Genomic DNA, 13653 nt, shown 5'->3' on the forward strand with positions numbered 1-13653 from the left:
CGACCGGGGTTGGACCGCGAAATAGCTCAGCAGTTCAGCTCAACAGTTCAGTGCTCATCCATAGCTAACGGGAACAGCGCCATTACCAACGAATCGACCTCATGCAGGTTCGCGCTACCGACGCATTCCGGATTTCTTCATTACAGCTGCTTACACAAACCACCCGAGCCTGCCTTCTCAAGGGCGCACCGGGCTTGTACCATAAGCCCATCCGGTTTTATTCCAGAAAGCAGTCCATGACTTCCAGCGCCACTTCCAGCCCCGCATTGCGCGCCCTCCTGCGCGCATCCCGCCTGGCCGCCGCAACGTTCGCCATCGCCGCCTGCGCCATTCCGGCCCAGGCCACCAGCTTCACCTCGTCGGCTTCCAGCGCCGGTTCGGCCTCGTCGGGCAGCGTTTCCGACTCGATCGGCAGTTCCAGCAACAGTTCCAGCGACGACGACAAGGTGGCCGCCGGCAACTACCGTGTGATCAATGTCGCGCAAGCCCCGGGCAAGCCCGGCGTCACCCGCATGACCCTGCGCGCCGCCGCCGGGCCGGCCCGCGAGTTCCACCTCGACGTGCCAGAGCGCGCCCTGGCCCAGCGCCCGGTGGCCACCGGCGAACTGGTGCAGGTCAGCGAACGCATGTACGGTTACGAATTCGCCCATGCCGATACCAAACGTGCCTTCTTTTTGGCACTGCAAGACGACTGGCAGCGCGACCTCGGCTCGCGCAAAGTCACGATCTGATGCGCCTGCGCGCTGCCGTCGCCGCCCTGCTGCTGGCCGCCAGCGCGGGCGCGGCGGCAGGCTTGCCGGTCTTTTGCGAACGCACGCTCGACATTGGCGCCGCCGACCAGGACCGCGTGCTGCGCTTCGCCGGCGTGGTCAAGCAAGAACTGGAGCGTTCCGGCTCCAACGTCGCGCTGATTGCCCGCGCGGGCCTGGACCTGAGTCGCTTCGGCCAGCTGTATTCGCATGCCGGCGTCGCCCTGCGCGAGCATCCCGGCGGCGCCTGGTCGGTACGCCAGCTGTACTACGCCTGCGACGAGTCGCGCCCGCGCCTGTTCGACCAGGGCATTTCCGGTTTCGCGCTGGGCGCCGATGCGCCGGCGCGTGGCCATATTGCGCTGCTGTTCCTGCCCGCCCAAGACGGCGCCCGGCTGGCGGCGGCCGCGCAAGACAGGCAGCTTGGCCTGGCCCTGCTGTCGGACCACTACAGCGCCAATGCCTACGCCTGGAGCACCCGCTACCAGAACTGCAACGGCTGGGTGGCAGAACTGATTGCCAGCGCCTGGGGCCGCCAAGATGGCCAGGCGCACCGGCCCGGGCACGCGCGTGAACAGGCCCAGGCCTGGCTGCGCACCCAGGGCTATACCGCCGGTCCGATCAGGATACCCTCGCACGCGATGATGTTTGCCGGCCAATTTGTGCCGCTGGTACACATGAACGACCATCCGATCGAAGACACGCATGCGCTCGCACTGCACGTGAGCGTACCGGCCTCGATCGAGCAGTTCGTGCGCCGCCAGGCGCCGCAGACCCAGCGTGTGGAGCTATGCCACGACCGCGGCCGCATCGTGGTGCGGCGGGGTTGGGAGCCGATCGGCGCGCAGTGCGAACCCGGCCCGGACGATACGGTGATCAGCCTGGCGCCGTGACCGGCAGGCTGAAAGACACGATCTTCCTGACGGCCCAACATGGGCTAGCCTCGGTATGCGCCGCGCGAGATAGAAATCGGATCAAGGTCTAGACTGATCATCATTCACCGTTCGACTATCTTCGGCAATCCGTGCGTGCCCTCCTATAAAATGAACTGGTATCATGCGCGTTTTCCGGACGTTGGCCCCGGCGCTGTCTGACAGCGCGCCCGTCCTTCACCCTACAGAAGATCAAGAATGAGCACACCATCCAACCTGCCCTCTTTCTGGAGCCGGCTCTCGATCGCTTTCGGCAGTTTTTTCAAGTCGCTGGGCGACGCCGAATTTGCCGCGCGCGTGCGCGATGACGGGGTCGGCCCGGTCGTGTCCCGCCCCAGCGCGCCAGAACCGGCGCCCGCTCCAGGCCCGGCAGCGCCGGTACTGCGCGCCGCCAGCGGCGAATCGGCGCTGCAGCTGCTGACCCTGTTCCAGCGCGAAGCGCGCCTGATCGACTTCGCCCACGAAAACCTGGGTGCCTATACCGATGCCGACATCGGCGCCGCGGCGCGCGTGGTGCACGAAGGCTGCGCGCGCGTCCTGCGCGAGCACTTCACGATCGAGCCGGTACGCAGCGAAGCCGAAGGCTCGCGCATCACGCTCGACGCCGGCTTCGACGCCGCCAGCGTGCGCCTGACCGGCAACGTCGTCGGCTCGGCGCCATTCAAGGGCGTGCTGTCGCACCGCGGCTGGCGCGCCGCCCGGGTCCAGCTGCCGCAGCTGGCCGAACAACACGATGCGCGCGTGCTGGCTCCGGCGGAGGTGGAACTGTGAGCGATCCCCAACACGCACGCTATGCCATCGGCATCGACCTGGGCACTACCCACAGCGCGCTGTCGTACGTCGACCTGCAGGCCAGCGACGGCGAAACCACCCACGACGGCGTGCTGGCCATCCCGCAGCTGACCGCTCCCGGCACGGTCGAGGCGCTGCCGCTGCTGCCTTCTTTCCTGTATCTGCCGCACCCCGACGAACTGGCGCCGGGCGAACTGACCCTGCCCTGGCATGCCGACGGCGACAGCGCCGGGGCGATCGCGGGTGAAATGGCCCGCAGCCGCGGCGCCACCACCCCGATCCGCCTGGTATCCTCGGCCAAGAGCTGGCTGAGCCACCCGAGCGTGGACCGGCGCGCGGCGATCCTGCCGCACGACGCGCCCGAAGAAGTCGCGCGCGTCTCGCCGCTCGAAGCCTCGGCGCGCTACCTGGCGCACCTGGCCCAGGCCTGGAACGCGGCCAACCCCGACGCGCCGTTCGAGCAGCAGTCGGTCACCGTCACCATACCGGCCTCGTTCGACCCTGGCGCACGCGAACTGACCCTGGAAGCGGCGCGCCAGGCCGGCTTCGTGCCGACCCTGCTGGAAGAGCCGCAAGCGGCCCTGTACAGCTGGATCCAGGGCAGCGGCGGCACCTGGCGCAAGCAGGTCAAGGCCGGCGACATCGTGCTGGTGGTGGACGTCGGCGGCGGCACCAGCGACTTTTCGCTGATCGCCATCCTCGAACGCGACGGCAAGCTCGAGCCGCACCGGGTCGCCGTGGGCGACCATATCCTGCTCGGCGGCGACAACATGGACCTGGCGCTGGCCCACCTGGTCGCGCGCAAGCTGCAGGCAGCCGGCACCCAGCTCGATGCGTGGCAGATGCGCGCCCTCACCTACGGCTGCCGCGGCGCCAAGGAACACCTGCTGGCCGATGCCGACGCCACCACCTGGCCGATCGTGGTGCCAAGCCGCGGCTCGAAGCTTATCGGCGGCTCGATCCGCACCGAACTCACGCGCGAGGAAGTCACCAGCTTCATTACCGACGGCTTCTTCCCGCGCGTAGAGGCATCCGCCCGGCCGGCGGTGCGCACCCGCGCCGGCCTGACCCAGGTCGGCCTGCCCTATGCGCAGGATGCCGCCATCACCCGCCACCTGGCAGCCTTCCTGGCGCGCCAGGAAGGCGCCACCGCCGAGCTCGAGGGCTTCGATGCGCAGGCCAACGACGGACACCACGACGGCGCAGCGAGCTTCCTGCACCCGAGCGCGGTGCTGTTCAATGGCGGCGTGTTCAAATCAAGCATCCTGTCCCAGCGCGTGATGGACACCCTCAACGACTGGCTCTACATGGAAGGCGCGGAGCCGGCGCGCATGCTCGCGGGCGCCGATCTCGACCTGGCGGTGGCGCGCGGCGCCGCCTATTACAGCTACGCGCGGCGTGGCGGGGGCGTGCGCATCCGCGGCGGAACGGCCCGTTCGTATTACGTGGGCGTTGAGTCGTCGATGCCGGCCATCCCCGGATTGGCCCCGCCAATCGAAGCGTTGTGCGTGGCGCCGTTCGGCATGGAAGAAGGCAGCGAACTCGAACTGCCAGGGCAGGAATTCGGCCTGGTGGTGGGCGAACCGGTCACCTTCCGCTTCTTCGGCTCCACCACCCGCCGCCAGGACCGCATCGGCGAGGTGCTGGACTACTGGGGCCCGGAAGAGCTGCACGAACTGGGCGAAATCCAGGCGACCCTGCCGGCAGAGGGACGTGTGGCGGGCGACGTGGTCCAGGTCAGGCTGCATGCGCTGGCGCTTGACACCGGCACCCTGGCCCTGGCCGCCGTCGCGCGCGACGGCCAGCGCTGGAAGATCGAGTTCGACGTGCGCGGCACGCCGCAGTAAGCCAGTGAAGCAAACTCAGTGAAGCAAACCCAGTGAAGCAATACCGCGTCAGCATCGACCTGGGCACCACCAATACGGTGCTGGCCTATGCCGCCCCGGGCAGCGGCGAAGTCGAGCTGCTGGCGATCGAGCAGCTGGTCGCGCCGGGCGAAGTCGCCGCCGCGCCGCTGCTGCCGTCGATGCGCTACCACCCGCTCGAAGACGAACTGGCCCCCGGCGAACTGCAGTTGCCATGGCCCGCGCAAGACCCGGCCGGAATCGAACGCGTCGCCATCGGGCACCTGGCGCGCATGCTCGGCGCGCAGGCGCCCGGACGGCTGGTGGCCAGCGCCAAGAGCTGGCTTTCACACTCCGGCGTGGACCGCATGGCGCCCATCCTGCCGTGGGGCGCGAGCGATGCCGAGGTGCCGAAGCTGTCGCCGGTAGCGGCCAGCGCCAGTTACCTGGCGCACCTGCGCGCCGCCTGGCACTGGCGCTTCCCGGATGCGCCGCTGGAACACCAGCAGATCGTCCTGACTGTCCCCGCCTCTTTCGACGAAGGCGCGCGTGCGCTTACGCTGGAGGCGGCGCGCATGGCCGGCCTGCCCGAGCTGCGCCTGCTGGAAGAACCGCAAGCCGCCCTGTATGACTGGCTGTACCGGCATCGCGCCACGCTGGCCGCCGACCTGGCGCAGGCGCGGCTGGTGCTGGTGGCCGACGTTGGCGGCGGCACCACCGACTTCAGCCTGGTCAAGGTCGAGCTCAACGACGCCAGCACAGACGGACAACCAACGCTCACCCGCATTGGCGTGGGCAACCACCTGATCCTCGGCGGTGACAACATGGACCTGGCCTTGGCGCACCTGGCAGAGTCGCGCCTGGGCGGGCACGATGCCCAGCCGGGCGCGCACCCCGAGCGCCTCTCCGCCGGGCGCCTGGCCCAGCTCACCGAACGCTGCCGCGCCGCGAAAGAACAACTGCTGGCGCTGGATGGGCCGGACCAGGTCAACGTTACTCTGCTCGGCACCGGTGCGCGCCTGATCGGGGCCAGCCGCTCGGCGACGCTCACGCGCGAAGACGCGCGGCGCCTGATCATGGACGGCTTTTTCCCCGCCAACGACACGCAGGAGCCGGCCCGGCGCACGCGCTCTGGCATCGTCGAATTCGGCCTGCCATATGCAAGCGACCCGGCCATCACGCGCCACCTGGCCGGGTTCCTGCGCCAGCACGCGCAGGCCGCACGCGAAGCGCTCGGCATCGGCGATGACGGCACGCTGCCGGTGCCCGATACCTTGCTATTGAATGGCGGCGTGTTTCGCGGCCAGGCGCTGGCGCAGCGCCTGGCCGACGTGCTGTGCGCCTGGCGCGGCGCCCCGCTTAGGGTGCTACACACTGACGACCCGGACGTGGCCGTCGCGCGCGGCGGCGTTGCCTATTCGCTGGCGCGCGCGGGCCAGGCCCCGGCCATCGAAAGCGGCTCGGCGCGCAATTACTACCTGCTGCTCGATGCCGAGCAGTCCGGCGAGACGCTGCGCGCCGTCTGCCTGTTGCCGCGCGGCGCGGCGGCTGACGAAGAACTCCGCCTCGAAGGCCGCAGCTTCGCGCTGCGCCTCGGTCGCCCGGTGCGCTTTCACCTGGTCTCCTCGACTGCCGATCCGGGCGGCCGATTGCCGCAGCCGGGTGAACTGATCGACCTTTTCGGCGCCGATATCGTGCGCCTGCCGGCCATTTCCACGGTGCTGCGGGGCGCCGACACGACGCGCATGACGGAGATTCCGGTGCAGCTGGCCGCGACCTTGTCCGAGGTCGGCACCCTCGAGGTGTTCTGCGTGGCGCAAGAAGACGCCGCGCGGCGCTGGCGCCTCGAATTCCAGCTGCGTGGCGATGGCGAAGATGCCGTCGACGATGCCGAGCTGCCGCCCCAGCTCGATGAGGCCATCGTGCGTATCGACCGCATCTTCGGCAACCGTTCGCAGCAGGTCGATCCGCGCGAAGTGCGCCAGCTGCGCGGCGCGCTCGAACACCTGTTGGGCGCGCGCGAGCGCTGGACCACGCCACTGCTGCGGCGCCTGTTCGACGCGCTGCTGGCGCGCGCCAGGGGCCGCCGCAGGTCGAGCGAGCACGAACGCGCCTGGCTGAACCTGGCCGGTTACTGCCTGCGCCCCGGCTTTGGCCACCCGCTCGACGCATGGCGCATCGAGCAGCTATGGGCAATGTTCGACACCGGCGTCCAGTACCACAAAGACAGCCAGGTACGGGCGCAATGGTGGACCCTGTGGCGGCGCGTGGCCGGCGGCCTGCCGCTCGAGGCCCAGCTGCGGCTGCTGGACGATTTCGCCTTCAATCTGCAGGCCGATGCCGCCGAGCGCGGACGCCGTCCCGTCACGCTGGTGGATGGCACCGAAGACGACCTGCTGCGGATGGGCGCCTCGCTCGAACGCATCCCTTCCGCCTACAAGACCGAGATCGGCGAATGGCTGCTCGAGCAGGTTTCGGAGATGCCGATGGGCGCGAAGATCGATGCCCGCGCCGCAGCCAGGTACGCGCGCTATCTGGGCGCCCTGGGCCGGGTTGGCGCGCGCCAGTCCTTGCATGGCGCCGCGCACGAAGTAGCGCCGGCCGCGTCGGCCGAAGCCTGGCTGGCCCAGCTTCTAAAGCTCGACTGGAAACGCATCGAGCCGGCTGGCTTCGCCGCCGCTCACATCGCGCGCATGACGGGCGACCGCTCGCGCGATATCGGCCAGCCGATGCGCGACGAGGTAATGCGCCGCCTTGCCTCGATCGGTGCCCCGCCGGCCTGGACGGCGATGGTGCGCGAGGTCGTCGAACTCGACCAGGCTGTCGAGACGCGCATGCTGGGCGATGCGCTGCCACCGGGCCTGAAGCTGTTGGGCTGACGCAAAAGATCTTTACAGGGCTAGCCAGCTAGCACCATAGGTGCCGAGCATGGCGCGCGGGCTGGGGCCAGCCCGCGCGCCGGGCCCTGGCTCAGCGGCGGCCGAGCCAGCTCAGGCGGGCGAAAACGGTATCGATCAGCGACATGACCGTACGGGTCGGGATCAGTTTGCCCAGCGGGCCAGCGTAGTTGCAGCGCGAGTTGACGGTCATTTGTTTTATCTCCGAAACATTACTTGGTAGATTAACCAGACTCGGTAGCAATTTCTGTGCGCTAGTTCGCTTAGCGAAAGGCGATGTCACCGTTGGCTATGGATGACTCCGAATGCGATGCGCAGCAAGTGCTCGACGGAAGTGACCCGCTCGCCATCAATTGCCCAATGCCAGCCCAGGTAGTTGGGTAGCCAACGCGAGGCAACCCCGTGGAACCGCGCCAGCCATTGGCGCAAGCGTCCGTGGTAGGCGTTGACATTTTGAACATGGATCGCGCCGCCCATACTGGACCGGACCCGCTCGCCGGAGCGCAGGTTGACCGCCTGGTGCGCGATGCCCCGCTGGCGGGCGAATGCACGGTAGGCGGCGTGCGAATCGGTGAACAGGAGTGCTTGCGGTGCCAGTTTCGGCAACAGGTGCCGCACCAGTTGGGCTACCTTCAGCGCGCCGCGTCCGGTAACCGCGTCGATGGTCTGTCCACTGCGGTCGCGCGCGACCAGGATGCAGTCGAGGTGGCGCGAGGTAGTGTGAGATTCGCCGGGCAGGCTGGCCCTGCCGCCTCGCTTGCGCGGCGGGCGATCGAGTGTGCGCGAGCCTTTTTGCGATTCCAGCAAAAACATTTCGTCGGCTTCGACGATGCCGCCGAGCTGCGCTGGCCGGTCATGCTTGACCCGGTCCAGGAAGCGATGGCGCCAGCGAAACGCCGTGTTGCGATGGATGCCAACGCGCCTGGCGGCTTCGCGCACCGGCCTGGAATCGAGCACGGCGCCGAGGTAGTCGAGCCACTTGCCGCGCAGCCTGAGCCGCGCCAGCGGCGTGCCGGACAGGTCATTAAACGTGCGCCGGCACTGGCAGCAGCGAAAACGTTGCAGGTCGTTGGCCTGGCCGTGCCGGTGGTAGCGCTGGCAGCCGCACTGCGGACAGCGCCGCCGTGCTGAACGGATCTGCCCGATCAGGGCGATTACCCGGTCGAGGCCGGCTGCGGGATGCAGGACATCGAGCACCTGCAGCCGCTGGGCCTGGTTAAGCATGGGAAGCTGGGCAAACAGCTTGGCAAACCTGGGCCTTTTCACAGATGACTCCCATCGAGATCGACCGGGGTTGGACCGCGAAATAACTCAGCAGTTCAATGCTCATCCATAGCTAATGGGTACAGCGCCTAGCGAAACGACGCACTCCAACTCGGTCATTTCTGTCGCGCGCGGCGTCACACCATTGAGTCATATCATGCAAGCAGCAAAGCTGCGGCCTACCCTTGACAGGTAATCCGACTGGCTTTGCCGGCAAACCAACCAACCATTGGAGGTAAGCGATGAGCTATGCAGATCGTGACAAATATGGCATGTACCGGGATATCCGCGGCACCGGCCCGGGTCCCGCGCTGATGGGCGCCGAGACGCTGATCGGTGACAGTGTGGTCAACGCATCAGAAGAAGATCTCGGCGACATCAAGGAAATCATGCTGGACATGCAGACCGGCCAGGTCGCCTATGCCGTGCTGGCCTTTGGCGGCTTTCTCGGGCTCGGCGAAAAACTGTTTGCCGTTCCCTGGCAGGCATTGCACCTCGACACCGTCAACAAGCGCATGGTGCTCGATGTAGAAAAAGAAAGGCTGAAATCGGCCCCAGGCTTCGACAAGGACTCCTGGCCCGACATGAGCGACGTCAACTGGGCCAGCGGCATCCACAGCTTCTACGGCACTGACCCCAACCATTCTGGGGCACCCAGCATGGGGCCGGGTTCGTCGATGCGCGGCACGGGCAGCGGCACCGGCGCCAGGAGCGGAGCCGGTTCGGCCATGGGCGGCAGCATGGGATCGAGCATGAGCGCAGGATCGGCTGGCGCCAGCAGTTCCGGCGGCGCGGGCAGCAGCCAGGGGGTCAGCGTCGGCTCGGGCAGCGTGCATGGCGACTCGTACGGCGTGGGCGGCAGCGCCGATCCACGGCCGGGCCATGAAGGTGACGACAAAGACATCAGCCGTATCCGGGGCAGCAATATCGGCTGATCACCCGATCATTCGATCATCCCGGGGTAGGCGCATGGCAGGCGACCAGCCTGTCATGCCCTGCCTACCCCACACGGCTCGACGCGCCTGTCGATCAGCGTATCATCGACTCCCACACCTTTTGCAGCCGCTTGGCCGACACCGGCATGGGCGTGCGCAACTCCTGCGCGAACAGCGACACCCGCAGTTCTTCCAGCATCCAGCGATATTCCAGCATGCGCGGATCGGTGTTTTTGCCAGAGAAGTTCTTGAGCGAGCGCTGGAACTGGCTGGCCGCCGCTTGCCATTCGGCCATCAACTGCGCATCGCGCGAGGGATTGCCGCGCAGCTTTTCTAACCGCACATTGATCGCCTTCAGGTAGCGCGGGAAGTGCGCCAGCTGGCCGTAGTCGTTGTCGGCGATAAAGCGCTTGTGTACCAGGCCTTGCAGCTGCGCCTGGATGTCCGCCGCCACCGCCGGCGCCAGTCCCTGGATGCGCTTGGGCATGCCATGGAATTCCGCCAGCACCGATCCGACCAGGCGCGCCGTCTCGTTGATCAGGAGTCCGATACGGCCCTTGCCTTCGTCCCTGCGCTTGTTGAACGAAGCGGCATCTTTCGGCAACGGATCCTGCAGGCAGGCGATGTCGATCGCCTTGGCGATGATCTGGTCGCGCAAGTCTTCCTGCGAGCCCACGCTCATGAACTGCATGCCCATGTTCTGCAGGCCGGGGATGTTCTTCTCGGCGAACTTGAGCTGCTCTTTCAGTTGCAGCATGAACAGGCGGCGCAGGCCGACGCGGTGGGTGCGCGCCGCCACGTTCGGATCGTCGAACACGTCCAGGTCGGAGTGGGTGGTCTTGTCCACCAGTGCCGGGAAACCGATCAAGGTCAGCTTGCCCTGGTTGATCTCGAGCAGCTCGGGCAGCTCGCCGAAGCTCCAGGTAGTCAAGCCGGTATGCTGGCTGGCGCCTGCCGGTGCCGCCGCCGGCACGGCTTTGGCTGGCGTTGCCGGCCCCTTGCCCTTGGCCACGGTCGCGCCAGTTGCCGGTGCGGCCGGCTGCAGGCGTGCAGGGGCCGACGCCGGCGTGGCTTCGGCCAGCTTCTGGAAGCTCTCGCGCGCCTGCCCGCCCAGCTCCGCCTGCAGCGTAGCCAGGTTGCGCCCCATGTCGAGCTGGCGCCCGTGCTCGTCGAGCACCTTGAAATTCATGGACAGGTGCACCGGCAGCGTCTCGAGCTTGAAGTCGCCGGTCAGCACGGCTACGCCCGTCTGTTCGCGCACGTCCGCGATCAGGACATCGACCAGATCGCCGCGCCCGAAACTGCCCGCGCGGTCGATGCGTTCGACAAACTTCGCCGCGTAGTCCGGCAGCGGCACGCAGTGGCGGCGCAGCTTCTGCGGCAGCGATTTGAGCATCAGGTGCACTTTCTCCTTGAGCATGCCCGGCACCAGCCAGCCCGCGCGCTCATGCGGAATCTGGTTCAGTGCGAACAGCGGCACGGCGAGGGTCACTCCATCGCGCAGGCTGCCCGGCTCGAAGTGGTAACTCAAGCCCATCTCGATGCCGGTGACGTTCATCGTCTTCGGGAACAGCTCGGTGGTGACGCCCGCCGCCTCGTGCCGCATCAGCTCTTCGCGGTTCAAGAACAGCAGCTTCGGGTTCTCGCGCGCGGCGTCCTTGTACCACTTCTCGAAGCCGGCGCCGTTCACGACCGTCCGGGGAATTTCCTTGTCGTAGAACGCCGCGATCAGCTGCTCGTCCACCAGCACGTCCAGCCGGCGCGACTTGTGCTCGAGGTTCTCGATGTCTTTTACCAGCTTGTGATTGTGGGCGAAGAACGGCGCGCGCGTCTCGTAGTCGCCCGCGACCAGGGCGTCACGGATGAAGATCTCGCGCGCCTCGACCGGGTTGAACTGGCTGTAATTGATGCGCCGGTTGCTGTAGATGACGATGCCGTACATCGTCGCGCGCTCCAGTGCCGTCACCTGTGCCTGGCGTTTCTCCCAGCGCGGCTCGCCCCAGGATTTCTTCAGCAGGTGGGCGCCCACCTTCTCCACCCATTCGGGCTGGATCTGCGCGATGGTGCGCGCATACAGGCGGGTGGTCTCGACCAGTTCGGCCGCCATTACCCAGCGCCCCGCCTTCTTGCCCAGGGTCGAGCCGGGCCAGATATGGAACTTGATGCCGCGCGCACCGAGGTAGACCGGCTCGTCCTCGGCCTTGAAGCCGATGTTCCCAAGCAGGCCGGTGAGCAGCGCCAGGTGCAGCTGGTCGTAGGTGGCAGGCGCTCCGTTCAGGCGCCAGCCCTGCTCGCGCGCGACCGTCAGCAGCTGCGAATGCACGTCGCGCCATTCGCGCAGGCGCAGCTGCGACAAGAAGTTGGCGCGGCAGTTTTCCTGCAACTGGCGGTTGGTCTTCTTGTGCTCGATGGCGTCCTCGAACCAGGCCCAGATCTTGAGATAACTGAGAAATTCCGACTTTTCGTCGGCAAACTTCTTGTGCTTTTCGTCGGCCTGCTGCTGGTATTCGATCGGCCGGTCGCGCGGGTCTTGCGTCGACAGTGCCGACGCCACCACCAGCATCTCGCTCAGGCAGTCGTTGTCGACCGCGGCCAGGATCATGCGGCCCACCCGCGGGTCGAGCGGCAGCTTGGCCAGCTTTACGCCCAGCGGCGTCAGCGCGTTGAGCTCATCGACTGCGCCGACTTCTTGCAGCAGCTGATAGCCGTCCGCGATTGCGCGCCCCTGTGGCGGCTCGATAAAGGGGAAGGTCTCGACATCGGTCAGATGCAGCGACTTCATGCGCAAGATGACCGATGCCAGCGACGAACGCAGGATCTCCGGGTCGGCGAATTTGGGGCGCTTGTTGAAATCGTCTTCTTCGTACAGGCGGATGCAGACGCCGTCGGCCACGCGGCCGCACCGGCCGGCACGCTGGTTGGCGGACGACTGCGCCACCGGTTCGACCTGCAACTGCTCGACCTTGTTGCGGAAGCTGTAGCGTTTTACGCGCGCCAAGCCGGTATCGACCACGTAACGAATGCCCGGCACGGTCAGCGAGGTCTCGGCCACGTTGGTGGCCAGCACCACGCGCCGCGCGCTCGAGGTCTTGAAGACACGGTCCTGCTCCTCGCTTGATAAACGAGCGAACAGCGGCAGGATATCGACATGCGGCGGATGGTGCTTGCGCAGGCTTTCGGCGCAATCGCGGATCTCGCGCTCGCCCGGCAGGAACACCAGCACGTCGCCCGGGCCGATGCGGCATAACTCGTCGACCGCGTCGACCACCGCTTCCATCAGGTCGCGCTTGTCGCGCGCCGCCTGCGCCTTTGGCGCAGGCTCGCCTGGCCTGGCATTGGCCGCCGTGACGGGATCGCGATCCACCGGGCGGTAGCGCACTTCCACCTTATACAGGCGGCCGGACACTTCGATCACAGGCGCCGGCTTGCCCGGCGTGCCGAAATGGCGCGAGAAGCGGTCGGCGTCGATGGTGGCCGAAGTGATGATGATCTTCAGGTCCGGACGACGCGGCAGCAACTGCTTCAGGTAGCCGAGCAAAAAGTCGATGTTCAGGCTGCGCTCGTGCGCCTCGTCGATGATGATGGTGTCGTAGTTGCGCAGCAGCGGGTCGGTCTGGGTCTCGGCCAGCAAGATACCGTCGGTCATCAGCTTGACCGAGGCGCCGCGCTGCAGCGTGTCGTTGAAGCGCACTTTAAAGCCCACATGTTCGCCCAGCGGCGAGCCGAGTTCCTGCGCGATGCGCTTGGCGGTGGACGACGCGGCGATACGGCGTGGCTGGGTATGGCCGATCATGCCGGCCTGGCCGCGGCCCAGCTCCAGGCAGATCTTCGGCAGCTGGGTGGTCTTGCCCGAGCCGGTCTCGCCCGAGACGATGACCACCTGGTTTTCCGCGATCGCCTTGGCGATTTCGGCGCGGCGGCCAGAGACCGGCAGGTCTTCCGGATAGACGATCGGCGGCAACGGATTGCGAAACGGCGGGCTCCGGCCCTGCGGGTCACGTGCGGCCCTGGCGGGACGCGCTGGTGCGTCGTTCTTTACCCCGCCTTTCCCCTCCCCTTGCCGGCGCGGTGCGCGCGCTTCGCCCGCCGGGCGCGGCTTGCGTGGCTCGGTGGCGGAAGAATCGGGGGAAGACTCGGGGGAAGCGGCGCGCGCCGGTGGCTGCGAAGGCTTGTTACTCTGTTCAGACATTAGTTTTTACAAGGTATTTGGTGCGCACGTCGCGCAGCGAATTATAATGCGG

At 67.1% G+C, this 13653-nt stretch carries 8 protein-coding genes; 6 read left to right on the forward strand and 2 right to left on the reverse strand.

What is annotated here, in order from left to right; translation table 11 throughout:
* The first annotated feature begins 236 nt into the window (after positions 1-236).
* The 5 genes from NRS07_RS14885 (at position 237) to NRS07_RS14905 (ending at position 7196) form a co-directional block, all read left to right on the forward strand.
* A complete protein-coding gene (locus NRS07_RS14885) occupies positions 237-731 on the forward strand; it encodes a hypothetical protein (protein WP_259208271.1) in 495 nt (164 codons plus the stop codon).
* Positions 731-1642, forward strand: coding sequence for a DUF2145 domain-containing protein (locus tag NRS07_RS14890; protein ID WP_259208274.1), 912 nt, complete (start codon positions 731-733; stop codon positions 1640-1642). The genes NRS07_RS14885 and NRS07_RS14890 overlap by 1 nt, the downstream gene beginning before the upstream one ends.
* A 237-nt stretch (positions 1643-1879) precedes the next feature.
* Complete coding sequence (locus NRS07_RS14895; RefSeq protein WP_259208276.1) at positions 1880-2452, forward strand: DUF2760 domain-containing protein; 573 nt, start codon at positions 1880-1882, stop codon at positions 2450-2452.
* Positions 2449-4320: an Hsp70 family protein gene (locus NRS07_RS14900; protein WP_259208278.1), complete on the forward strand. Its 1872-nt coding sequence runs from the start codon at positions 2449-2451 to the stop codon at positions 4318-4320. The genes NRS07_RS14895 and NRS07_RS14900 overlap by 4 nt, the downstream gene beginning before the upstream one ends.
* Before the next feature lie 32 nt (positions 4321-4352).
* Positions 4353-7196 carry an Hsp70 family protein gene (locus NRS07_RS14905; RefSeq protein WP_259208280.1) on the forward strand — a complete coding sequence of 948 codons (2844 nt, stop codon included), beginning with the start codon at positions 4353-4355 and terminating at the stop codon, positions 7194-7196.
* A gap of 297 nt (positions 7197-7493) precedes the next feature.
* Here the strand turns inward: NRS07_RS14905 and NRS07_RS14910 are convergent, their stop codons facing one another.
* Positions 7494-8438, reverse strand: a complete 945-nt coding sequence (locus tag NRS07_RS14910; protein WP_259213267.1) for an IS1595 family transposase — start codon at positions 8436-8438, stop codon at positions 7494-7496.
* 281 nt (positions 8439-8719) lie between these two features.
* Between NRS07_RS14910 and NRS07_RS14915 the strand changes: the two genes are divergently transcribed.
* Positions 8720-9412, forward strand: coding sequence for a PRC-barrel domain-containing protein (locus NRS07_RS14915; protein ID WP_259208282.1), 693 nt, complete (start codon positions 8720-8722; stop codon positions 9410-9412).
* 94 nt (positions 9413-9506) lie between these two features.
* Here NRS07_RS14915 and hrpA read toward each other — a convergent pair whose 3' ends face one another.
* A complete protein-coding gene (hrpA, locus tag NRS07_RS14920) occupies positions 9507-13601 on the reverse strand; it encodes an ATP-dependent RNA helicase HrpA (protein WP_259208284.1) in 4095 nt (1364 codons plus the stop codon).
* Positions 13602-13653: the final 52 nt, after the last annotated feature.

The sequence above is a fragment of the Massilia sp. H6 genome (genome assembly GCF_024802625.1).
In the GTDB taxonomy this organism is placed as follows: Bacteria; Pseudomonadota; Gammaproteobacteria; order Burkholderiales; family Burkholderiaceae_D; genus Telluria.

Bases quoted from the DNA above. Each gene is read 5' to 3' on its own strand.
- NRS07_RS14885 (WP_259208271.1), top strand. From the start codon at position 237: ATGACTTCCAGCGCCACTTCCAGCCCCGCATTGCGCGCCCTCCTGCGC.
- NRS07_RS14890 (WP_259208274.1), top strand. From the start codon at position 731: ATGCGCCTGCGCGCTGCCGTCGCCGCCCTGCTGCTGGCCGCCAGCGCG.
- NRS07_RS14895 (WP_259208276.1), top strand. From the start codon at position 1,880: ATGAGCACACCATCCAACCTGCCCTCTTTCTGGAGCCGGCTCTCGATC.
- NRS07_RS14910 (WP_259213267.1), bottom strand. From the start codon at position 8,438: ATGCTTAACCAGGCCCAGCGGCTGCAGGTGCTCGATGTCCTGCATCCC.
- NRS07_RS14915 (WP_259208282.1), top strand. From the start codon at position 8,720: ATGAGCTATGCAGATCGTGACAAATATGGCATGTACCGGGATATCCGC.
- hrpA (WP_259208284.1), bottom strand. From the start codon at position 13,601: ATGTCTGAACAGAGTAACAAGCCTTCGCAGCCACCGGCGCGCGCCGCT.